Origin of the sequence: Pseudoxanthomonas sp. GM95, from assembly GCF_900109775.1 — a bacterium.
Lineage (GTDB): Bacteria > Pseudomonadota > Gammaproteobacteria > Xanthomonadales > Xanthomonadaceae > Pseudoxanthomonas_A.
Genome location: NZ_FOAX01000002.1, coordinates 377,820 through 398,713, shown reverse-complemented (window position 1 = coordinate 398,713; position 20,894 = coordinate 377,820). Strand labels below are relative to the sequence as shown.

Sequence of the window (20,894 nt, the reverse complement as noted above, 5' to 3'; positions counted from 1 at the left end):
GCGCCGCTGCCGGAGCACGACATCGCATGAGTTCCAACGTACGTCCGCTGAGCGGCATCAAGGTCCTGGACCTAAGCCGCATCCTCGCCGCGCCGTGGGCCGGCCAGATCCTGGCCGACCTGGGCGCGGAAGTGATCAAGGTCGAGCGTCCCGGCGCCGGTGACGACACCCGCTCGTGGGGTCCGCCGTTCCTCAAGGATGCCGCAGGCAAAAATACCCGCGAGGCCGGCTACTACCTGGCCGTCAATGCCGGCAAGCAATCGATCACCGTCAGCATCGACACCGAAGAAGGCCAGGCCATCGTGCGCAAGCTCGCGGCCGAGGCGGACATCGTGCTGGAGAACTACAAGGTCGGCACGCTCAAGCGCTACGGCCTGGATGCCGACAGCCTGCGTGCGCTCAATCCGCGCCTGATCTACTGCTCGGTCACCGGCTTCGGCCAGGATGGCCCGCGCGCCGAACAGCCCGCTTACGACTTCCTGATCCAGGCGATGGGCGGCCTGATGAGCGTCACCGGCGAGCGCGACGGCAAGCCCGGCGGTGGTGCGCAGAAGGTCGGCGTGCCGATCGTAGACTTGATGACGGGCATGTACACCGCCGTTTCGGTGCTGGCCGCGCTCAATCGCCGCCACGCCACCGGCGAGGGCGATGCCATCGACATCAGCATGCTGGACGTGCAGGTCGCCTCACTGGCCAACCAGGCGATGAACTACCTGGTCTCGGGCAAGGTGCCGCAGCGCAACGGCAACGCGCATCCGAACATCCAGCCGCAGGATGTCTATCACTGCGCCGATGGCGACATCATCCTGGTGGTCGGCAACGACCGGCAGTTCGCCAAGCTGTGCGACGTGCTGGGCCAGCTGCAGTGGGCGCAGGGGCAATACGCCACCAACGCACAGCGTGTGGAAGGCATCGCCGAACTCACGCCGCTGCTGCAGGCCAGCTTCAAGGACTGGACGCGTGCCGACCTGATCGCCCGGCTCGACGCCGCCGGCGTGCCCAGCGGCGCGATCAACTCGGTGCCCGAAGTGTTGGACGACCCGCAGGTGAAGTTCCGCAAGATGGTGCAGACCGCCCCGCATCCGTCCGGCGTGGACGTCGCGCTGGTCGCCAGCCCCATGCGCTTTGCCCAGGCTCCGCTGCAGGCGCGCACCGCGCCGCCGCTGCTGGGCCAGCACAGCGACCAGATCCTGCGCGGACTGGGTTACGGCGACAATGAGATCGAAGGCCTGCGGGCCAAGGGAGTCATCTGATGAAACTGCACTGGTCCCCGAAGTCGCCCTTCGTGCGCAAGGTGATGGTGGCGGCGCACGAGTTGGACTGCGTCGCGCAGCTGGAGCTGCAGCGCTCGGTCGCCGCGATGCTCAAGCCCAATTCCGCGATCATGGTCGACAACCCGCTGAGCAAGATCCCGACGCTGGTGCTGGACGACGGCACCACGCTGTTCGACTCGGCGGTGATCTGCGAATACCTGGATGCACGCTTCGATGGCGGCCTGTTCCCGACCGGCGACGCACGCTGGCCGGCGTTGCGCTGGCTGGCCTTCGGGGATGGCCTGCTGGATGCGCTGATCCTGTGGCGCAACGAGCGCGAGCGCGCGCAACCGCTGCAGGCATTGATCGAGGCCTTCGTGCTGAAGACCGAGGCCAGCCTGGCGATGCTGGACGGCGAAGCCGAGGCGTTGGCCGCCGCGCCTTTCGGCATCGGCCAGATCTCCATCGCCTGCGCGCTGGGCTATCTCGACTATCGCTTCGATGATGTCGGCTGGCGCGCCAAGGCGCCGGCACTGGCGGCGTGGTTCGCCACGGTCGCGGCGCGTCCGTCGTTCGCGGCAACGGAGCCGGCCGATGGTTGAGTCCACTGCAACCGCTTTGCCGCTGGACCGTGCGGTGGTGGTCATTGGCGCCGGCACCATGGGCGCCGGCATTGCCGAAGTCGCCGCCAGCGCCGGCCACGTCGTCTACCTCTGCGATACCAGCGAGGCTGCGCTGGATCGCGGCCGCGCACAGATCCGCGCCAGCCTCGACAAACGCGTGGCCAAGGCGAAGATCGCCCAGCACGACGCCGAAGCCGTGTATGCCCGCGTCCACGCCGCCGGCCCGGGCGCGCCGCTGGAGCGCGTCGGCCTGGTGATCGAGGCCATCGTCGAGAACCTGGAGATCAAGGTCGCCGCACTGCGCGACATGGCCGCGCGCGTGGACGAGGACGCCATCCTGTCCACCAATACTTCGTCGCTCTCGGTGACCGCACTGGCCTCGCGCCTGCCGCAGCCCGGGCGCGTGGTGGGCATGCACTTCTTCAACCCGGCCACGATCCTGCCGCTGGTGGAAGTGGTGCGCGGCCAGGCCAGCGATCCAGACGTGGTCGACACCATCGTCGCCACCGCGCGCGCCTGGAAGAAAGTGCCGGTGGTGTGCCAGTCCACGCCGGGCTTCATCGTCAATCGGGTGGCCCGGCCGTTCTACGGCGAGGCCTTGCGCCTGCTGCTGGAGCAGCACACCACGCCGGAAACCCTGGATGCGGTGATGCGCGAATGCGGCGGCTTCCGCATGGGGCCGTGCGAGCTGATGGACCTGATCGGCCACGACGTCAATTTCGCGGTGACGCGCTCGGTATGGGAAGGCTTCTTCCACGACCCGCGTTACCAGCCGTCGCTGGTGCAGAAGCAGCTGGTCGATGCCGGCTGGCTGGGCCGCAAGAGCGGCCGCGGCTTCTTCGCCTACGGCGAGGGCCAGGAGCGCACCCCGATCCAGGACCTGCACGGGTCGATCACCACGCAGGTCGTCATCGAAGGCGACCTCGGCCCGGCCGCGGCACTGGGCACGCTGATCGAAGAAGCCAACATTCCCGTGCACTACGCGCCAGGCCGCGGCCTGATCCGCGTCGATGGCGTCGCCCTGGCCTTGACCGATGGCCGCAGCGCCGCAGCCCGCAGCGTGGAGCTGGGCGAACCGGTGGTGCTGTTCGACCTGGCCCTGGACTACCGCACCAGCACGCGCATCGCGCTGGCCGGTGCGGTGGATGTGAGCCCGGCGCAGCTGGATTCCGCAGCCGGTTTGTTCACCGCGCTGGGCAAGAAGGTCTCGGTGCTGGGCGATGCCGCCGGTATGGCCGTCTCGCGCACGGTCGCCATGCTGGTCAACGAAGCGGCCGACGCCGTGCAGCAGGGCATCGCCAGCGAGCATGACGTGGATGCCGCGATGACCGGCGGCGTCAACTATCCACTCGGGCCGCTGGCCTGGGGACGCAAGGTGGAACTGCCCTACGTCGCCGGCGTGATCAGGCACCTGTCCAGCGCCTACGGCGAGGACCGCTATCGCGTGTCGCCGTGGTTGCAGGCGCGCACCCAGGCCGAGGCTCGCGCACATGGCTGAGTTCGTCGGCACCGAACTCCACGACACGGTCGCGGTGATCCGCATCACCCGGCCCGAGCGTCGTAACGCGCTCAACCTGCAGGTGAAGCAGGAACTGGTCGACGCACTGGAAGCCGCCATCGCCGACGAGGCCATCGCCGTCATCGTCCTCACCGGCAGCGGTGGCTACTTCGTCGCCGGCACCGACATCGGCGAAATGGCCGACATGCGCCCGATCGATCATGTCCTGCAGCGTTCGGGGCGCCTGTTCGACGTGGTCCGTGCTTCGACCAAACCCGTCATCGCCGCGGTGGAAGGCTACGCACTCGGCGGCGGCTGCGAACTCGCACTGGCCTGCGACCTGGTGGTGGCCGCTGACAACGCCAGTTTCGGCCAGCCGGAAATCAAGGTCGGCATCATGCCGGGCGCCGGCGGCACCCAACGCCTGCTCCGTTCGGCCGGACGCTACAAGGCCGCGCTGTGGGCGTTGACCGGCGACATGATCCCCGCGCGCGAAGCGTATGCGGCCAACCTGGTCTCCACGCTCGTGCCTGCGGGCGAGGCGTTGAACCAGGCGCTGGAGATCGCCCGCAAGATCACGCGTATGCCGCCGCTGGCGGTGCAGGCCATTCGCGAGGCACTGCGCCTGGGAGGCGACGTGCCGCTGGAGACCGCACTCTCGCTGGAACGGCGCCTGTTCGAACGCCTGTTCGATACGGCCGATCAACGCGAAGGCATGCGCGCCTTCATGGAGAAGCGTCCGGCCGCGTTCGAAGGACGCTGACGCCGCGCGGGCCACGGAGCAACCAGCCGTGCAGGTTGGCTGCATTGCGCCATGGTCGAATCAGGATCGACGCTATGCTTGCGCGCTGTGGCGGTCTGGCCACGCTGCCCGCGAGAATGCTCGATGCCCACGCTCCGCCATTTCGCCAGGACCGCGCTTGCGGTGCTCGCGCTGACCACCACAGCATCGTCCGTCGCCGCCACCCAGGCGGAGACCGCCCGCATTGACACCGGCGAGCTGCGAGGCAACACGCACGACGGCGTCATCGCCTTCAAGGGCATTCCGTTTGCCGCGCCGCCGGTGGGTGCGTTGCGCTGGCGGGCGCCGCAGCCGGCCTCGGCGTGGAGCGGCGTGCGCGATGCCACGCAGTACGGTGCGGACTGCATGCAGCTGCCCTTCCCCAGCGATGCGGCGCCGCTGGGCACCGCGCCGGCCGAAGACTGCCTGTACGCCAATGTGTGGAAGCCGGCCAAGGCGCGCGGCAAGCTGCCGGTGCTGGTGTGGATCTATGGCGGCGGCTTCGTCAACGGTGGCGCATCGCCGCCCACCTACGCCGGCGCCGCGCTCGCGCGCCAGGGCATCGTGGTGATGAGCTTCAACTATCGCGTCGGCCGCTTCGGCACCTTCGCCCATCCGCAGCTCACTGCACAGCATCCCGATGGCGCGCTGCTGGCCAACTATGGCTTCATGGATCAGCTCGCTGCGTTGCAGTGGGTCCAGCGCAACATCGCCGCATTCGGCGGTGATCCGGCGCAGGTCACGATCATCGGCGAGAGCGCCGGCGGCATGTCGGTGCATACGCTGCTGACTTCGCCGATGACCAAGGGCCTGTTCCAGCGCGCGGTGATCCAGTCCGGCGGCGATGGCGGCGCCTACAAGGGTGACGTCGTCGCGGCCGAGCAGATCAGCGTGGCCTTTGCCGCGTCGAAAGGCATTGCCGCCGATGATCCGCAGGCACTGGAGAAACTACGCGCATTGCCGGCCGACACCATCGTCGGTGGCTTGAACCTGGCGTCGCTGTTCACCCCGACCGACGCGCCGCGCACCTTCAGCGCGCCGGTGGTGGATGGCACGCTGTCGGTCGACAGTGCTGCCGCGTATGCCAGTGGCCAATTCAACACCGTGCCGGTGATGCTGGGCGCGACCAGCGACGACATCGGCGGACGCGATGGCTTCATGATCGCCGGCGCGCGCAAAGCCGCCGATGTCTTCGTCGGGCATGGCGTGCCGACGTATTACTACCGGTTCTCCTACGTGGCCGACAGCACACGCACGCCGCAGACCGCCGGCGCCAGCCATGCCAGCGACATCCCATTCTTCTTCGACACCGTCGACATCAAATACGGCGCGCAGGCCACGGCGAAGGACCGCGGCGTGGGCCGGCTCGCCAGCAGCTACCTGGTGAATTTCGTCAAGCACGGCGATCCCAACGGCAAAGGCTTGCCGCAATGGCCCGCCTACGACGCCAAGGCCCAGCCGATGCTCGACTTCAATGCGGACGGCAAGACCAGCACTGGCCGCGATCCGCTGCTGCCCTGATCCACTTGAACCCATGCCGCGCCGTGCAGGCGCGGCATGGCCGGTGCATCACGCGGTCAGGTTGATCTCCGGCATCCCGGCACGCAGCAGCTTGTCCAGCGTGACGGGATAGTCGCGGATGCGGATTCCGGTGGCGTTGTAGGTCGCGTTGGCGATCGCCGCGGCCACGCCGCAGATCCCCAGCTCGCCCACGCCCTTGGCCTTCATCGGCGAAGTGGTCGGATCGGTCTCCTCCAGGAAGATCACCTCCTGGTGCGGGATGTCCGCATGCACCGCAACCTCGTATCCCGCCAGGTCGTGGTTGACGAAGAAGCCCAGGCGCTTGTCCACCACCAGCTCCTCCATCAGCGCGGCACCGGCGCCCATCGCCATCGCACCGATTACCTGGCTGCGCGCGGACTTGGGATTGAGGATGCGTCCGGCCGCGCACACCGCCAGCATCCGGCGGATGCGGATCTCGGCGGTGGCACTGTCCACGGCCACCTCGACGAAATGCGCGCCGAAGGTGGACTGCTGGTACTTCTTGGCCAGGTCGCCGAACTCGATGCTGTCCTCGACCGTCAGGTTGCCCGAGGCCGCCGCATCGGCCAGCGCCACATGCTTGCGCCCCACCGAGACCTTGCCATCGGCGAACTCGGCCTTGGCCGGGTCCAATCCGAGCTTGGTGGCGATCGTCTCGCGCAGCTTCATGCAAGCCGCATACACGCCGGCGGTGGAGCTGTTGGCGCCCCACTGGCCGCCAGAACCGGCCGACACCGGAAACGCCGAATCGCCCAGGCTCACCTTGACCTGCTCCAGCGGCAGGCCCATCACCTCGGCCGCGGTCTGGGCAATGATCGTGTAGGTGCCGGTACCAATGTCGGTCATGTCGGTCTCGACCGTGACCACGCCGTCGCGATCCAGCGTGACGCGCGCGCCGGACTTCATGTTGAGGTTGCCGCGATACGCCGCAGCCACACCCATGCCGATCATCCAGCGGCCCTCGCGCCGGCTGGCTGGCGTGGCACTGCGCTTGTCCCAGCCGAACTGCTTGGCGCCGGTCTGCAGGCACTCGATCAGCTTGCGCTGCGAGAACGGGCGCTCCGGCTTGGCCGGATCGACCTGGGTGTCGTTAAGGATGCGGAACTGGATCGGATCGAGCTTGAGCTTTTCGGCCATCTCGTCCATCGCGATTTCCAACGCCATCAGGCCGGGCGCTTCGCCCGGCGCGCGCATTGCGTTGCCTTCGGGCAGGTCCAGCACGGCCAGGCGCATCGCGGTCATGCGGTTGGCGCCGGCGTAGAGCAGCTGGGTCTGCGCAACGGCGGTCTCCGGGGCACCGCCTTCCAGGTCACCGGACCAGCTTTCATGGCCGATCGCGGTGAGCTTGCCATCGGCCGTGGCGCCCAGGCGCAGGCGCTGGATCGTCGCGGGACGGTGCGTGGTGTTGTTGAACATCTGCGGACGGGTCAGGTTGACCTTGACCGGCCGACCGACGGCCTTGGCGCCCAGTGCGGCCAACACCGCATCGGTGCGCACGAAGAGCTTTCCACCAAAGCCGCCGCCGATATAGGGCGACACCAGGCGCACGTTCTCCTTGGGCACGTTGAGCGTGGCCGCAACATCGCCCACGCCCCAGGCAATCATCTGGTTGGACGTCCAGATCGTGACCTTGTCACCCTCCCACGTGGCGATGGACGCGTGCGGCTCCATCATGGCGTGAGCATGGTCGGGCGTGGTGTAGGTGGCATCCAACTGTACTGGCGCGGCGGCGAACGCGCCGGCGAAATCGCCAACCGCGGTGTCCGCATCGGAAGGCCCGGTCTCGGGCATTTTCGCGCCGTCGCGCGCCGCCGCCAGATCGAATGCACCGGGCTTGCGCGCGTAGTCCACCTTCACCAGCTGCGCGGCGGCGCGCGCCTGTTCGAAGGTCTCGGCTACCACCAGCGCGATGGCCTGGTGGTAGTGCTGCACCTCCGGCCCGCCCAGCAGGTGCGCGGTATTGAATTTACCCTTGCCCAGCTTGCCGGCGCTGGCGGCGGTCACGATGCCCAGCACGCCGGGCGCGGCTTTGGCTGCGGCCAGATCCATCGAACGGATCTGGCCCTTTGCGATCGTGGCGCCGACGACGAATCCATAGACCTGGCCGGGTACCACGTCGTGGCGTTCGTAGGCATAGGGCGCGCTGCCGGTGGTCTTGAGCGGCCCATCGATGCGGTCGTGTGGCTTGCCGATGACCTTGCCTTGGTCGATCGGATTGGTGGTGGCAGGCGTGTCGAATTTCATGTTCATGCCCTCGCTTCGGCAATGATCGCGCCGAGGGCGCGTTCGACCAGCGGCACCTTGAAGGCGCTGTGCTCGGTCGGCTTGGCGCCGGCCAGAAGGCGGTCCACCACGGCCTTGGCGCCGTTGGGGAACTGCGCATCGGCCGCCGCATCGCGCCACGGTTTATGCGCCACGCCGCCCAGGGCGACCCGGCCGCTGCCGTCGGGCTGTACGATCGCCGCCACCGAGACCAGCGCGAAGGCGTACGAGGCCCGGTCGCGGACCTTGTGGTAGACCTGCTTGCCGCCCACGGGCTTGGGCAGGGTCACCGCCGTGATCAGCTCACCACGCTCCAGCGTGGTCTCCAGATGCGGCGTGCTGCCCGGCGCGCGATACAGCAGTTCCAGCGGGATCGTGCGGGTCTTGCCATCGGCCTTGAGCGTTTCGACCTTGGCATCCAGCGCGCGCATGGCCACGGCCATGTCGCTGGGATGGGTAGCGATGCAGGCGTCGCTGCTGCCGATGATGGCCAGCATCCGGTTGAAGCCTTCCATCGCGCCGCAGCCGCTGCCTGGCAGGCGTTTGTTGCACGGCTGGCTGGTGTCGTAGAAGTACGGGCAGCGCGTGCGCTGCAGCAGGTTGCCGGCCGTGGTGGCCTTGTTGCGCAGCTGGCCGGACGCGCCAGCCACCAGCGCACGCGAGAGCAGCGGATAATCGCTGCGCACGGTCTTGTCGGCGGCCAGATCGGTATTGCGCACCAGCGCGCCGATGCGCAGGCCGCCATCTTCGGTCTTCTCGATGGTATCGAAGCCCAGGCCGTTGACGTCCACCAGATGCGTGGGCGTTTCGATCTGCAGCTTCATCAGGTCGATCAGGTTGGTGCCGCCAGCGATGAAGCGCGCGTTGGAGGCCTTGGCCATCGCAGCGGCTGCCGCTGCGGGCGAGCTGGCGCGCTCGTAGGTAAAGGCCTTCATGCGCGCTCTCCCGAGACTTCGGTGATCGCTTCGACGATGTTGGAATACGCGCCACAACGACAGATGTTGCCGCTCATGCGCTCGCGCACTTCATCGGCACTGAAGGCGACCTTGTCCAGGTCGCCACTGACGTGGCTGGGCACGCCCTGCTTGACCTCCTCCAGCACCGCCACTGCCGAGCAGATCTGGCCCGGCGTGCAGTAGCCGCACTGGTAGCCATCGTGTTTGACGAAGGCCGCCTGCATCGGATGCAGGTTGCCAGGCTGGCCCAGGCCTTCGATGGTGGTGACCTTGCTGCCCTCGTGCATCACCGCGAAGCTCAGGCAGGTATTGATGCGCCGGCCATCGACGATCGCCGTACAGGCACCGCACTGGCCGTGGTCGCAGCCCTTCTTGGTGCCGGTGAGCTTGAGGTGCTCGCGCAGCGCATCCAGCAGCGTGGTGCGCGTATCCAGCTCCAGCGTCACCGGCTTGCCGTTGACCTCCAGGGACACGGACTGCGTGCTGATCTGCTCGACCGCCGGCTTGGCCAGCGTGCGGGCCGGGCCTGCCACCAGGCTGCCGGAGGCGGCCGTGGCGGCCGAAGCCGAGCCGGCTTTCAACAAGCCACGGCGGGAGATCTTGAAATCGTCGAAAGGAGTGTTCATGCCTGGCTGATGCCTCCAGCTGGGTGGGTGGATTGGACCAATAACGCAACATCGCCGGTGCGCTGCGGCGGTTCTGCAAAGACAGGAGTGCGGCGCATATCGCCGACGCGCGCGTCGTGGCCCCACAACGCCATCCGAGCTTAGGCCATCAGCATGAAGCTGCCGTGTTCAATCGCCGCCCTGACCGGATCGTCAGCCCCGATGACGCTTAAACATCAGGGAGAGCAGGGTTTTCAAGGCAGCGCCGCACTGCGGAACCCCATGAATGCGCCAATTCCTTCCCACACTGCGCAATCGCCGGCGTAAACCCCGCCACCGAACCTCGCGTCATCCCGCGTGAGGGCCAACCTGCGGCAACGTCCAGACCCGAGACCGATCCTCCCACGACCGGTACAATGCCCGGCTGCGGGCCTATAGCTCAATGGTTAGAGCAGAGGACTCATAATCCTTTGGTTCCAGGTTCGAGTCCTGGTGGGCCCACAAGCTGGTGCGATCCGTGCGATGGCTTTCTTGGCGCGCAGCGACTTGGTGGCCTTGCGCAACAGCGCATCTGCTCATGCGGAGGGTCATGGTGCGACCGGACCGGTTCGATCCAAGTCGCCGGTTTGGACGGCGCGATTCACTGCCCTGAGTGGCCTGACCTTGGGATCCATCAGGTGCCGCCCGTCTGGCCTGGACACCAACGCCACTGGGTCAGGATGGTGCTTGGCTGCATGTTCGGTCAGCAGGGCTGAAAGCACGCGAAGGCGCCAGGATTGCGTCTCGCCTGACTCAACGACAACCATCCCAGATGCCCTGTGGAACTCGGCGCGGGCAAGCGGCAGACGGCACATGAGAGTGAAATCAGCCTCACCGACACCACTGGGAACATAGGGCAGCCCTTCCAGGCGGATGGCCATCTCAGGGATGCAGTAGCGCCCGCGTTCCTGCCAGCCCATGACGATCCAGTGCTCGAAGCTCCCGAGCTTGAGAAGATCGTGCAGTTCGGTACCGCTGCCGGCATCAAGTGCGATGCGATGCAGTGAACGGGTCATGCGGCCACCCGCACTGGCTCGATCACCGTCTCCTGCGCAGCCTCTTCCCTTGGCAGGCACACATCGCGCGTTGCCAAGCTTGCGACCGCACGGTCAATCGACACGCACAACATCCGGACGGCTCTGGCGTAATCGGTCGCGCTATAGCGTGGCGTGCTGTCCTTGGGCATCTGCCCGGACGGCAGCAGATAGTGGTGTTCAATCAGCACCGACGTCCTGGCAAGCGTCTGGGCCTCCAGCGCCATGCGGGACAGCAAGACAAGTGCCTCATCCCCCACGGAATGGCTGTCCATGGCGGCAAAGACGCTGTCTGGCACGCCCAGCGTGTCCCAGCGCATCGCATACCTGACGTCGTTCCAACGGCCAAGATGCAGGGCGATGGCGAAGGTTTTCAGATCATTGGACCAGGTGGCCAGGCTGGCTTCGAGTGCGCGATCGGGAGCGACCGTCGCATCAAGCGCTTTGAGCCGTGGCCTGAGGTGCAGCAAACCAAAGAACGCACAGACCAGAGCAAGCAGAACAAGCGCGACTGCCACAGTGGGATACGTCGTGGAAAATGCAGTGATCGTATCCAAGGGGAGCAGGCAACCGTTCGCAAGAATTCACGATTTTCTACGGTGCTTGCCGTGACGGCCGCGCAATGAATTCCTGAACAGGTGACCGCGAAGCAGCGCCGCTGCCTGCAGCGTTCCGCACCGCCCGTACACGGCATGGATGCGAGGCTCGGCGTGATCCTCACTTCGAGCAATCCGAATGAAAGATGCCGCCAACACGCCATCCACATCTGACAGCGCAAGCCCACAAGGCAGGTTCCGTCCCTCCAGCCATCTCGGGCTGGGCGGCGTCGCCATCGGCAACGGCTTTGCGCCGGCGACCGATGCGCAAAGCCAGGACACGCTCCAGGCGGCATGGGACGCGGGGATCCGATATTTCGACACATCGCCCTGGTACGGACTTGGACTCAGCGAGCGTAGGTTCGGCCATTTCCTGCACAGGCAACCGGCGAACGATTACGTCATCTCAAGCAAGGTCGGACGCCTGCTGACCGCCACGACCGGCGAGCTGCAGGAGACGATGTGGACCGATCCTCCACCCTTTCGCTATCGCTACGATTATTCGGCCGCAGGTGTTCGCCGCTCGGTGGAGGACAGTCTCAACCGCCTGGGCGTGGCCAAGCTGGACATCGTCTTCATCCACGATCTTTCGCCGGACAATGAGGCGGACCTGGGCATGCCTTGGGAAGAACGCTTCAAGCAGGCACTGGAAGGCGCGATGCCCGAGCTCACCAGGATGCGCGAGGAAGGATTGATCAAGGCCTGGGGTTTTGGGGTGAATAGTCCCGAGCCTGCCCTCCGCGCCATCGAACAGGCGGACCCGGACATCTTCCTGCTGGCGTGCCAGTACTCGTTGCTCGACCATGCCAAAACGCTGCATGAGACCTTTCCGAAGATTCAGGCCCACGGGGCTTCGGTCGTTGTCGGCGCTCCCCTGCTTGCCGGCTATCTGGCTGGCCGGGACCGCTACCTCTACGACGGCAAGGTGCCGGACTGGGCGCCGGCCAAGCGGGCGGAAGTGCAAGCGATCTGCGATCGCCACCAGGTCGATCTGCGCACAGCCGCCCTGCAGTTCGCCTGCGCCCCGGACGTGGTCTCGGCGATCATCCCTGGCGCCAGGACACCCGAACAGGTTAGGGAAAATGTCCAATCGATGGCAGCACGCATTCCCCAGGCGCTATGGGAGGAACTCAAGCAAAGCGGACTCATCGACGCTGAAGCGCCGGTTCCCACCAGCTGATCCCTCGTGCTCGCGCACGTGCGCAAACCCATGCCTTTGACGCGCCTCGCGCGAACGTTGCCAAGGCATGTGCATCGAATCACGTGGCTCGCACGTTCGATTAACGCAGGGCTTCCCAAAGTCGATCCACATCTGACGCGACGCTTTCGCACCTCGCAGCAAGCCACGCGATGGATCTACTTGGGAGTCACAGACATGAGCAAGCACGATCACAACTATGGAGATCTTCCTGACGACGCCAATCGCGACCCGATCACGGGCGCACCGGGTTCCCATCCGGTGGGTGTCGGGGTCGGCGGCGTCATCGGCGGCGCCGCCGCTGGTGCAGCTGCAGGGACGGTACTGGGACCGATCGGAACCCTGATCGGCGCGGCCGTCGGTGTCGTTGTCGGCAGCGCAGCTGGTAAAGGCGTGGCAGAGCGCATCGATCCCACCATGGAGACGGAGTACTGGCGCGGCGAATTCGCCAATCGACCTTATGTGGATCCGTCCAAGGAATTCGATCGCGACTACGCCACCGCCTACGGGTTTGGCCTGCAGGCCAGGGAACTGGAGCCTGGGCGTCGCTGGGAGGAGCGTGAGGCCGAGCTTGAAAAGCAGTGGCCAGCGCAGCGCGGCACCTCCACCCTCGAGTGGGACCAGGCGCGTGAAGCCGCACGGGACTCCTGGTATCGCGCCGATCGGACCTATGGCACCTACGCAGGCAGTGATGACTACTTCAGGTCGCGCTTTGATCACGCAGCCTATCGTGAGCAGGACAGCGCTTACGAAGATTATGCCCCTGCATATCGCTATGGGACCCGCTCACGCTTCAGTACCGACTTCGGCGGGCGCAAATGGGATGACACCGTGGAGAATGATTTGCGCCTGGGCTGGGAGTCGGCGAAGCATCACTCTCGCCTGACCTGGGATCAGGCCAAGGGGGCGGTGCATGATGCCTTTACCTCCGACGAACCGTTCGATGGCGGACGCAAGGGCTGATCTCTCCTTCACGGCCCTAGCGGTTCATTTGTACGAAGGCCGGACCCAGTCCGGCCTTTCTTCTTGTTGCACGACGCAAGCGCTGGGCGATGGACCCGTGACCAGGCGTGACCTGTTTACTGGACGCACAGTGCAACGCAATGGCCGTGCCCCACGGAGAGTCAATTCGAAACTCTCATGGACCACACACGGCAATCTCTTTCTTTTTTTACGTTGCAGACCTGCGATCAGGATCAGGCCCTGGCCATCCAACTGCAGTGCGAGGCATTCGATGAGAGCGGCATGTGCGCACTTCAACAGCGGAGCTTGTTCGACAGGATCCGGGCGCACTTGATGCGGCAGACACCGGACAAGTCAATGCGGCAGATTGACTCGCTCAGCTGCGGGACAATTAATGCTGGAAGAAATAGAAACGGCGCCGACCCTGGGGTAGGCGCGCAGTCAATCAGAGCAAGCTGAGCTCACGCTCGTACGCGGACTGGCGATGCCGGCGCCCCATGTCGCGCATGATCCGGATATCCTCCTGGCGCAGACGGCGGGACGCAACAATTTGCTGCTTGTAAGCCAGCACGTCCGGATAGGTCCTTGCCAAGGCCAGTGCCTCCTGAACCTGCTCAAGCGAGTCATCCATCTCGGCCAGTGGCGAGCGACTGCTGAATGCGCGCACCCAGCGGGCAAAGCCGGCGGTCTGGTCAAACATCTGTGCAATCAGCCACAGTACAAACAGCATGCCGACCCAGATCAGCAGCACAAGGACAATCTTGGGGAAGCTCGGGTTGTAACTATGCTCCCACAGGTTATCGGCGATCACCGCAAGGGCGGTCAGCGATACACCCAGCCAGAGCATGACCGAACCGGCCAGCCACTGGCCCTTGGCGGTTTCGATCAATTCGCTTTCAACCTCGATATCGCGCTCTGACTTCTGGCGCCACTGCGCAGCCTGCTCGTCGAGTGGTTTGCGCTGCAGGTCGTTGTCGGCCAACAGCAGCTGTAGACCTTTGAATAACTGGCTCATGGGAGCACCTCTCTTGGGGGAGAACTCGATGGCAACCATCTGATCGCCATCGAGTGCGATCCAGCTTACGCAGGCCGTACGCAAACAAGGTGTGAGGTACTGATGCTCTTTTCACCTGCCACATGTATGAATAAGTGACCGATCGATACTGGGCAAGCGATCCGAATGCAATGCAAGGATGATCAACGCGAGAGGAGCATGGGTTTGCGCGCAGAACCTGACAATGACAACTCCAGCAGCATTGAAAAGATGATTCGCAAGGCCTGGGCCGAGCACGGCAGGAGCGAAGCGTTCAGAACCGAAGCCCTGCAGCTCAAGGCACACGCAATCTCCGAGGCTGCACCTGCGCAACGGCCGATGGTCAACTTCCAGATCGATGCCATCCTGTGGGACTTGCCCGGCATGACGGCACTGTTCTACTTCCACCTGCAGTAAACCTGTTGGCGGCCGATTTCCGGCCCTGTTGCGATGGCCGCGCGGTCCTCACATACGTCTTGAGTCGATCCGTTCTTTTCTGGCAATTGCGGAAGCGGCACGTGAGCCGCCCGCTACCAGTTCGTCTCGAGTTCGATCTCGATGACCGCCCATAGGAATGCCATCACGGCGCTGCCACGTCCCTGACAGACCAGCTCGGCGGCTGTTTCATCGCCAAGTGCGCGGATCGGCACGGCGTGGTACCAGTCCATCACTGCCTGTGGGCTGGATTCCAGCAACCCTGCAACGGACAAGATGTCCTGCTCGATTGCCGTGTCGAGCAAGGCAAGGCTGGCGTTCATCGCGCGGCCTCGCTGGGTTTCATCGCCACGAAGAAGCAAGCGCCCTGCCCGGCCTGCACATCGGCCAGGCCGACACGCCAGCCATGCGCAGCGCAAATTTCCTGGCAGATCGCCAGGCCCAGTCCAGCCCCATTGCCATCGCGCTGCGACCGCCAGAAGCGCTGAAACAGATGGGCGCGATCCGACGGCGCAACGCCCGGACCCTGATCCTGCACGGAGAACCCGTCAGCTCCCAGCATGACCAGAACGACGCTGCCGGCTGGCGCGTGGTTGAGCGCGTTTTCCAGCAGGTTCTTGGCCAACACAAACAGCGCCGCAGCGTCGCCTTCGATATGGCCAAGTGCCCCTGGCTCGCGCGCAAACTCCAGGTGCACGCTGCGCTGATGTGCAAAGCGCGCGACGTATTCCTTCACCTCTTCCAGCACGCTGCCGGGATCGATCGCAGCGAAGGTGTAGTTGTGCCCCTCACTGACCTCGGCCAGGTGCAGCAGCTGGTGTACCTGACGCGCCATCAGTCCGGTGTCACGCAGCAACAGCTCGGTATTGGCAGCGCCACCCAGTTCGATCTCAGCCTGGAGCAGGGCCAGCGGCGTCTTGAGCTCATGCGCAGCCGCGGCCAGGAACTCCTGCTGCACCCGATAGCCACGTTCCAGACGCTCCAGCGCGGTGTTGAAGCCCTGCACCAGTGGCACGATTTCCAGCGGTACCCGCGCTACATCCAGGCGCGTTGTGAGATTGCGCGGCCCGATGCCCGCCGCCACCTGCGAGACGCGATGAAGCGGCAGGATCATGCGACGCACGGTCAGAAAAACCACGGCGCCGAAGGTCATCAACGCAAGCAGTGCCGTTGCCAGCCCGGCACGCACATACAGCTTGTCGGCGTAGTCGCGCAGGGTCAGCACCAGGCGGTCGCTGCGTGCCACGCGCACGGTAAAGACCTGGTCAGCGTGCCGGATCGAACGCTGGATCAAGCGCAGCTGCCCGCCACCATTGCTGATGGGAACGGCCTGCTCGTCGGGCCCGGGCGACATGCCCATCAACGCCTGAAGCGCCGGCCCCTGCGGACTGTGGGCAACCGAACGACCGGCCGCATCGAAGAGCTGGTAAGCCGCGTCCCTGGGCATGGCGTCGTAAACCCGCGCATTGCCCTGCTTGAGCCAGACATGCACGCTGCCAGCGGGACCGATGCGCAAGCCGGCCTGTATGTCGGCGACCTCTTCCTCCAGTTCTGCGTGCAGCAGGCGGTCCGGAGAGCGGAGGTCAGCACCGATCCAGACCAGCACGCAGGCCACGACCGTCGCCGCGGCCAGGCCGGCAACCGCCGCCAGCATCAGGCGGGCGGTCAGGCTACGCGGACGCATCGGCCGCCCTGAGTGCAAAACCCTGCTGGCGTACGTTGACCAGGCCCACCGCCGCCTCGATCGCGACCAGCTTCTTGCGCAAACGGTGAATGGCCACGTCCAGCGCGTTGGGTGTCACCGCGCCGCCCGCCCCCCATGCCGCGTTCTCCAGCGCAGTTCTCCTGACGGTCTGTCCTTGGGCGCGCAGCAGCGCCAGCATCAGCTGCAACTCTGCAGGCGCCAGGCTGATGCGTTCCTGCCCGGCCAGCATCGAGCCGCTTTCCGGCTCCACGCTCAACCCCAGGAAGCTCGGCGCCACGCTGCGCAGCGCCGTCGGGCGCCGCATCAGGGCACGCACGCGGGCTGCCAGTTCGTCCAGGGCGAACGGCTTGGGCAGGTAGTCATCGGCGCCGGCATCCAGGCCGTCAACACGGTCGCGCAACGCATCGCGCGAGGTGAGCATCAGGCAGGGCGTGCGCACATCGGCGCGCCGCAGCCGGCGCACCAGGTCCAGGCCGTCGCCATCGGGCATGCCGCGGTCGACGATGGCCACCGCATAGCCCTGCCCGCTCAAGCCATGCCAGGCAGATTCCAGCGTCTGGAAGACATCGACCGCGATCCCGGCGCTGGCCAGCCCACGCTCGATCAACCCTGCCAGCCTGGGGTGGTCCTCGATCAGGGCAACGCGGGTCGCGATGGCTGGCGCTGTGTCGGTCATCAGGTTTCCCGCCAGAGACAGGGCGGCTACCTTCTCAGAACGACCAGCCAATGCCAACGCGCGCACCCAACGCGCCGCTGACGTCCGGATCCATCAGCGGGCTGTCGGTGATCTCGCTGGGGAGGAACTTGTAGTTGACCGAGCCGGTGACCTTCCAGTGCTCGCCCAGCGGACGCGAGAACCCCACGCCCACCTGCGGTACCACCGCCGAACCCGGCTGGTAGCGCACCACACCTCGGGCAACTTCCTCGTCCAGGGTCCCGTAGTAGTACTCAACAAGATCACTTGACATCCAGCGCACGCCCACACTGGGCACCAGCGTGGTACGCCCCCAATGGAGTGCATAGCCATAGTCAGCGGCGAACTCGTAGCCGCCACTGGAATCGGTAACGTCGGCCAGCGCCGAGAGCTTCAGTTCGCCCGCGGTGCCTCGCCAGGACGCTGACAGGCCCGCATCCAGGCCATCGTCGCGGTCTTCAAGCAGATCGGCGTTCAAGCCATTGGCAGCCAGTTCCTTTCTTCCCAGGTCGTCGATGTCGAAGCCATCGAACCGCCCGGCAAGCACGGCGTCCAGCGTGAAACTCTCGCCTTTGATGACGTGGACGCCGCCAGTGAGGCCACGCCAGAACACGCGCTCACCTTCGTAGCCGATCAGCGGGAAAGGACGGATACGGGTGCCCTCGCCTGCATAGCCATCATCCTTGACCGAAGCGCCGACCCCGATGGTCCAGCGATCATCTTCCTGCTTGGCCAGCAAGTCACTGGTGCTGGACGGGGACTGTGCCAGCGCGATGGAAGGGAACAGGCAGAACAGGCTTGCAGCGGCTTTCAGGGTCATGACGTCAGGGGGAGTCAGCGAACGGGACGTCAGTCTTTTCCTCTCGGACTTACAGGCAACTTACGGCGATGGCCTGATCTTCAGCTGCGACCGCTGCCGCCGGCCACGCCATACACCTCGCCGGTGGTGAACGCCGAATCACTGGTGGCCAGGTTCACATAGACACCGGCCAGCTCGGCGGGCTGCCCCGGGCGACCCAGCGGCGTCTGCGCACCGAACTGTGGGAGCGCCTCCGGCGGCTGCCCACCTGCGGGCTGGAGCGGCGTCCAGATCGGCCCTGGCGCCACGGCATTGACGCGGATGCCGCGCTCGGCCAGTTGCTTGGCCAGGGCATGGGTGAAGGCCACGTTGCTCGCCTTGGTCTGCGCATAGTCCAGCAGGCACTGCGATGAGTGATAGGCCTGGATCGAAGCGGTGTTGATGATGGCCGAACCGGCGGGCAGATGGGCCAGCGCGGCCTTGGTGATCCAGAACGGCGCGTAGACATTGGTTTTGAAGGTCTGGTCGAACTGCTCGGACGTCAGGTCCTCGATCTGCGGCACGGTGTGCTGGAACGCCGCGTTGTTGACCAGGATGTCCAGACCACCCAGCTGCTCGACTGCATCGGCGACCAGCTGCCGGCAGAACGCCTCGGTACGGATATCACCGGGGAGCGCCACGCCCTTGCGGCCGGCCTGCGCAATCAACGCAAGCACCTCGTCGGCATCCTCCTGTTCCTGCGGAAGGTGCCCAATGGCGACATCAGCGCCTTCCCGGGCAAAGGCGATCGCCGCAGCCCGTCCCATCCCCGAGTCGCCCCCCGTGATCAGTGCCTTGCGCCCTGCCAGGCGCCCTGACCCCACATAGCTGGTCTCACCATGATCAGGACGTGGATCCATCCGTGATGCCAGGCCCGGCCAATCCTGCTGCTGGTGCTTGAACGGAGGCCTGGGGTATTGGGTTCTCGGATCTGGAAGGTGTGCCTGGTGACCGCTCGCCTTTTGCGAGTCGGCCGCGGTGTCACTTTGCTGGTCGGGTTGCCTGGACATCGAATGGCCCTTTTCTCGTTGGAGCGCCATGGTCACTCTGTATGCGCAACCAGCAGGTCAAGTCGAAGTCCCAGCGCGTACACGGAATGGTTACACCGTTAGGACGGCCAGCCCTGGTCTGTGCAGGTCGAACGAGAATGTCCGGGCTTGGCCCAACCACGGGACAATACTGGCCGAAGCACACCACCATCACCTGCACCTATTGGGGAAAGTGCAGGGCGTATTCGCACCTCGATGACAGTCCGGCAACATTGGACCTGACATAACCGAAACCGCCAGCTCGGGCATGCCCCTTACCGCCAGCGGAGCGATCGCAATGGACTTCCTGATCAACGGCGCACCTGTCAGCGCCGAAGTGGATGTGCGCACTTCCCTGCTCGACCTGCTCAGGGAACACCTGCGACTTACCGGCACGAAGAAAGGCTGCGACCAGGGCGCCTGCGGCGCCTGCACGGTGCTGGTCGACGGTGAACGCATCAACAGCTGCCTCGCGCTTGCCGTGCAGTACCAGGGGCGCGAGATCACCACGGTGGAAGGACTGGCACAGGGCAGCCAGCTGCATCCGATGCAGAAGGCGTTCATTGCCCACGACGGATTCCAGTGCGGCTACTGCACGCCTGGCCAGCTGTGTTCCGCCCTGGGCATGCAAGAGGAATTCCAGCGCGGCGTACCCAGCCATGTGACCGCAGACCTCGCGAGCGAGCATCTGGTCTTGAGCCATGACGAACTGCGCGAACGCATGAGTGGCAACCTGTGCAGGTGCGGCGCCTATAACGGCATCGTCGATGCGATTGCCGATGCGTTGGACGCGCCACAGGCCGCCAAGCAGGAGGCCGCATGAAGCCCTTTGCCTACCATCGAGCTGACGCAGCAGACCAAGCCGTAAAACAAGCGGCGCACGCCAACGCACGCTACCTTGGCGGCGGCACCAATCTGGTCGACCTGATGCGAGAAGGCATCGAGCAGCCGGACGTGTTGGTCGACATCACCGCGCTCCCCCACGAGATTTCCCGCACCAGCGAAGGCGGCCTGCGGATCGATGGCGCCACCCGGAATACCGCGGTGGCAGCGAACCTGGAAATCCGCCGGGAATTCCCGCTGCTCTCCCGCGCGATCCTGGCGGGCGCATCGGCGCAGATCCGCAACATGGCCACGGTGGCCGGCAACCTCATGCAGCGCACGCGTTGCGCATATTTTTACGATCAGGCAGCCGCCTGCAACAAGCGTGTCCCCGGTTCGGGCTGTGATGCAGCCGGCGGTTTCAACCGCATGCATGCCATCCTCGGCGCATCTGCAGACTGTGTCGCGACCCATCCATCGGACATGTGCGTGGCGCTGGCCGCGCTGGATGCCACGGTTCATCTGTGCAGCGAAGACGGAGACCGTGCAGTTCCGCTTGTGGAGTTCCATCGCCTGCCAGGCGAACATCCCGAGCGGGACACGGTGCTGCGTGAGGGTGAGCTGATCACCGCTGTTTCCATTCCAGCCGCGCCCGGGCACACGCGTTCGAGCTATCGCAAGGTCCGCGATCGCGCCAGCTATGCCTTCGCCCTGGTTTCGGTGGCTGCCGTGGTTGGCCTGTCGACCGATGGCACGATCAACCACGTGCGCGTGGCATGGGGCGGCGTGGCGCACAAGCCTTGGCGGGCAACCAGGCTTGAAGCCGAACTGCTGGGCAAGCCATTGACCACCGATGCCATTGCCCAAGCTATCGAACTTGAACTGCAGGCCGCGGTCCCGCTCTCCGACAACGCATTCAAATTGCCGCTGCTGCAGCGAACCACCGCCGCCGTGCTCGCCGAACTGGCCGGAGGTGCGCTGTGACCTTG

General features: G+C 65.5%; 21 protein-coding genes and 1 tRNA gene. 11 read left to right on the top strand and 11 right to left on the bottom strand.

Going from position 1 to position 20,894, the window contains the following annotated elements; all coding sequences use genetic code 11:
• Positions 1–26: 26 nt before the first annotated feature.
• From BMZ17_RS09960 to BMZ17_RS09940, 5 genes are all read left to right on the top strand, one after another.
• Entirely contained in the window at positions 27–1,253 is a 1,227-nt protein-coding gene (locus tag BMZ17_RS09960; protein WP_093138439.1) for a CaiB/BaiF CoA transferase family protein, read from the top strand.
• Positions 1,253–1,855, top strand: a complete 603-nt coding sequence (locus BMZ17_RS09955; protein ID WP_093138438.1) for a glutathione S-transferase family protein — start codon at positions 1,253–1,255, stop codon at positions 1,853–1,855. The genes BMZ17_RS09960 and BMZ17_RS09955 overlap by 1 nt, the downstream gene beginning before the upstream one ends.
• A complete protein-coding gene (locus BMZ17_RS09950; protein WP_093138437.1) occupies positions 1,848–3,374 on the top strand; it encodes a 3-hydroxyacyl-CoA dehydrogenase in 1,527 nt (508 codons plus the stop codon). The genes BMZ17_RS09955 and BMZ17_RS09950 overlap by 8 nt, the downstream gene beginning before the upstream one ends.
• On the top strand, positions 3,367–4,137 hold the full coding sequence (locus BMZ17_RS09945) for an enoyl-CoA hydratase-related protein (protein WP_093138436.1): 771 nt from the start codon (positions 3,367–3,369) through the stop codon (positions 4,135–4,137). The genes BMZ17_RS09950 and BMZ17_RS09945 overlap by 8 nt, the downstream gene beginning before the upstream one ends.
• Before the next feature lie 123 nt (positions 4,138–4,260).
• Positions 4,261–5,676, top strand: a complete 1,416-nt coding sequence (locus BMZ17_RS09940; protein WP_093138435.1) for a carboxylesterase/lipase family protein — start codon at positions 4,261–4,263, stop codon at positions 5,674–5,676.
• Positions 5,677–5,724: 48 nt separating this feature from the next.
• Here BMZ17_RS09940 and paoC read toward each other — a convergent pair whose 3' ends face one another.
• The 3 genes from paoC to paoA are packed head-to-tail and all read right to left on the bottom strand — an operon-like array spanning position 5,725 to position 9,541.
• Complete coding sequence (gene paoC / locus BMZ17_RS09935) at positions 5,725–7,941, bottom strand: aldehyde oxidoreductase molybdenum-binding subunit PaoC (RefSeq protein ID WP_093138434.1); 2,217 nt, start codon at positions 7,939–7,941, stop codon at positions 5,725–5,727.
• Positions 7,942–7,943: 2 nt separating this feature from the next.
• Positions 7,944–8,894: an FAD binding domain-containing protein gene (locus tag BMZ17_RS09930; protein WP_093138433.1), complete on the bottom strand. Its 951-nt coding sequence runs from the start codon at positions 8,892–8,894 to the stop codon at positions 7,944–7,946.
• Positions 8,891–9,541, bottom strand: a complete 651-nt coding sequence (paoA, locus tag BMZ17_RS09925; RefSeq protein WP_093138432.1) for an aldehyde dehydrogenase iron-sulfur subunit PaoA — start codon at positions 9,539–9,541, stop codon at positions 8,891–8,893. The genes BMZ17_RS09930 and paoA overlap by 4 nt, the downstream gene beginning before the upstream one ends.
• A gap of 407 nt (positions 9,542–9,948) precedes the next feature.
• Between paoA and BMZ17_RS09920 the strand changes: the two genes are divergently transcribed.
• A tRNA-Ile gene (locus BMZ17_RS09920) sits at positions 9,949–10,021 on the top strand.
• 86 nt (positions 10,022–10,107) lie between these two features.
• Here BMZ17_RS09920 and BMZ17_RS20945 read toward each other — a convergent pair.
• Together BMZ17_RS20945 and BMZ17_RS09910 are read right to left on the bottom strand one after the other, a co-directional pair.
• The gene (locus BMZ17_RS20945; protein WP_139202885.1) at positions 10,108–10,575 is read right to left on the bottom strand and encodes a hypothetical protein; all 468 of its coding nucleotides are present in this window, start codon (positions 10,573–10,575) and stop codon (positions 10,108–10,110) included.
• On the bottom strand, positions 10,572–11,150 hold the full coding sequence (locus tag BMZ17_RS09910; RefSeq protein ID WP_093138430.1) for a hypothetical protein: 579 nt from the start codon (positions 11,148–11,150) through the stop codon (positions 10,572–10,574). Before BMZ17_RS09910 ends, BMZ17_RS20945 begins: the two co-directional genes overlap by 4 nt.
• Before the next feature lie 178 nt (positions 11,151–11,328).
• On the opposite strand from BMZ17_RS09910, the gene BMZ17_RS09905 reads away from it, so the two are divergent.
• Entirely contained in the window at positions 11,329–12,369 is a 1,041-nt protein-coding gene (locus BMZ17_RS09905; protein WP_093138429.1) for an aldo/keto reductase, read from the top strand.
• A gap of 195 nt (positions 12,370–12,564) precedes the next feature.
• Positions 12,565–13,350 carry a hypothetical protein gene (locus BMZ17_RS09900; protein ID WP_093138428.1) on the top strand — a complete coding sequence of 262 codons (786 nt, stop codon included), beginning with the start codon at positions 12,565–12,567 and terminating at the stop codon, positions 13,348–13,350.
• 445 nt (positions 13,351–13,795) lie between these two features.
• On the opposite strand, the gene BMZ17_RS09890 is transcribed toward BMZ17_RS09900, so the two are convergent.
• Positions 13,796–14,365, bottom strand: a complete 570-nt coding sequence (locus tag BMZ17_RS09890) for a hypothetical protein (RefSeq protein ID WP_093138426.1) — start codon at positions 14,363–14,365, stop codon at positions 13,796–13,798.
• A gap of 198 nt (positions 14,366–14,563) precedes the next feature.
• Between BMZ17_RS09890 and BMZ17_RS09885 the strand changes: the two genes are divergently transcribed.
• Positions 14,564–14,800 (top strand): hypothetical protein, encoded by a 237-nt coding sequence (locus BMZ17_RS09885; RefSeq protein ID WP_093138425.1) that lies wholly within the window; start codon positions 14,564–14,566, stop codon positions 14,798–14,800.
• A 113-nt stretch (positions 14,801–14,913) separates the two neighbouring features.
• On the opposite strand, the gene BMZ17_RS09880 is transcribed toward BMZ17_RS09885, so the two are convergent.
• From BMZ17_RS09880 to BMZ17_RS09860, 5 genes are all read right to left on the bottom strand, one after another.
• A complete protein-coding gene (locus tag BMZ17_RS09880) occupies positions 14,914–15,141 on the bottom strand; it encodes a hypothetical protein (RefSeq protein WP_093138424.1) in 228 nt (75 codons plus the stop codon).
• Complete coding sequence (locus BMZ17_RS09875; RefSeq protein ID WP_093138423.1) at positions 15,138–16,502, bottom strand: sensor histidine kinase; 1,365 nt, start codon at positions 16,500–16,502, stop codon at positions 15,138–15,140. The genes BMZ17_RS09880 and BMZ17_RS09875 overlap by 4 nt, the downstream gene beginning before the upstream one ends.
• Entirely contained in the window at positions 16,489–17,199 is a 711-nt protein-coding gene (locus BMZ17_RS09870; protein ID WP_093138422.1) for a response regulator transcription factor, read from the bottom strand. The genes BMZ17_RS09875 and BMZ17_RS09870 overlap by 14 nt, the downstream gene beginning before the upstream one ends.
• 34 nt (positions 17,200–17,233) lie before the next feature.
• Positions 17,234–18,037 (bottom strand): MipA/OmpV family protein, encoded by an 804-nt coding sequence (locus BMZ17_RS09865; RefSeq protein WP_093138421.1) that lies wholly within the window; start codon positions 18,035–18,037, stop codon positions 17,234–17,236.
• 80 nt (positions 18,038–18,117) lie between these two features.
• Positions 18,118–19,065, bottom strand: coding sequence for an SDR family oxidoreductase (locus BMZ17_RS09860; protein WP_139202884.1), 948 nt, complete (start codon positions 19,063–19,065; stop codon positions 18,118–18,120).
• A gap of 286 nt (positions 19,066–19,351) precedes the next feature.
• Here BMZ17_RS09860 and BMZ17_RS09855 point away from each other — a divergent pair, with 286 nt between their 5' ends.
• Both BMZ17_RS09855 and BMZ17_RS09850 read left to right on the top strand, forming a co-directional pair.
• On the top strand, positions 19,352–19,906 hold the full coding sequence (locus BMZ17_RS09855; protein ID WP_254775265.1) for a 2Fe-2S iron-sulfur cluster-binding protein: 555 nt from the start codon (positions 19,352–19,354) through the stop codon (positions 19,904–19,906).
• Positions 19,903–20,889 (top strand): FAD binding domain-containing protein, encoded by a 987-nt coding sequence (locus BMZ17_RS09850; protein WP_093138418.1) that lies wholly within the window; start codon positions 19,903–19,905, stop codon positions 20,887–20,889. Before BMZ17_RS09855 ends, BMZ17_RS09850 begins: the two co-directional genes overlap by 4 nt.
• Positions 20,890–20,894: the final 5 nt, after the last annotated feature.

Coding starts and splice junctions, on each gene's coding strand:
- BMZ17_RS09960 (WP_093138439.1), top strand. CDS start 27: ATGAGTTCCAACGTACGTCCGCTGAGCGGCATCAAGGTCCTGGACCTA.
- BMZ17_RS09955 (WP_093138438.1), top strand. CDS start 1,253: ATGAAACTGCACTGGTCCCCGAAGTCGCCCTTCGTGCGCAAGGTGATG.
- BMZ17_RS09950 (WP_093138437.1), top strand. CDS start 1,848: ATGGTTGAGTCCACTGCAACCGCTTTGCCGCTGGACCGTGCGGTGGTG.
- BMZ17_RS09945 (WP_093138436.1), top strand. CDS start 3,367: ATGGCTGAGTTCGTCGGCACCGAACTCCACGACACGGTCGCGGTGATC.
- BMZ17_RS09940 (WP_093138435.1), top strand. CDS start 4,261: ATGCCCACGCTCCGCCATTTCGCCAGGACCGCGCTTGCGGTGCTCGCG.
- paoC (WP_093138434.1), bottom strand. CDS start 7,941: ATGAAATTCGACACGCCTGCCACCACCAATCCGATCGACCAAGGCAAG.
- BMZ17_RS09930 (WP_093138433.1), bottom strand. CDS start 8,894: ATGAAGGCCTTTACCTACGAGCGCGCCAGCTCGCCCGCAGCGGCAGCC.
- paoA (WP_093138432.1), bottom strand. CDS start 9,541: ATGAACACTCCTTTCGACGATTTCAAGATCTCCCGCCGTGGCTTGTTG.
- BMZ17_RS20945 (WP_139202885.1), bottom strand. CDS start 10,575: ATGACCCGTTCACTGCATCGCATCGCACTTGATGCCGGCAGCGGTACC.
- BMZ17_RS09905 (WP_093138429.1), top strand. CDS start 11,329: ATGAAAGATGCCGCCAACACGCCATCCACATCTGACAGCGCAAGCCCA.
- BMZ17_RS09900 (WP_093138428.1), top strand. CDS start 12,565: ATGAGCAAGCACGATCACAACTATGGAGATCTTCCTGACGACGCCAAT.
- BMZ17_RS09890 (WP_093138426.1), bottom strand. CDS start 14,365: ATGAGCCAGTTATTCAAAGGTCTACAGCTGCTGTTGGCCGACAACGAC.
- BMZ17_RS09885 (WP_093138425.1), top strand. CDS start 14,564: ATGGGTTTGCGCGCAGAACCTGACAATGACAACTCCAGCAGCATTGAA.
- BMZ17_RS09880 (WP_093138424.1), bottom strand. CDS start 15,141: ATGAACGCCAGCCTTGCCTTGCTCGACACGGCAATCGAGCAGGACATC.
- BMZ17_RS09875 (WP_093138423.1), bottom strand. CDS start 16,502: ATGCGTCCGCGTAGCCTGACCGCCCGCCTGATGCTGGCGGCGGTTGCC.
- BMZ17_RS09870 (WP_093138422.1), bottom strand. CDS start 17,199: ATGACCGACACAGCGCCAGCCATCGCGACCCGCGTTGCCCTGATCGAG.
- BMZ17_RS09865 (WP_093138421.1), bottom strand. CDS start 18,037: ATGACCCTGAAAGCCGCTGCAAGCCTGTTCTGCCTGTTCCCTTCCATC.
- BMZ17_RS09860 (WP_139202884.1), bottom strand. CDS start 19,065: ATGTCCAGGCAACCCGACCAGCAAAGTGACACCGCGGCCGACTCGCAA.
- BMZ17_RS09855 (WP_254775265.1), top strand. CDS start 19,352: ATGCCCCTTACCGCCAGCGGAGCGATCGCAATGGACTTCCTGATCAAC.
- BMZ17_RS09850 (WP_093138418.1), top strand. CDS start 19,903: ATGAAGCCCTTTGCCTACCATCGAGCTGACGCAGCAGACCAAGCCGTA.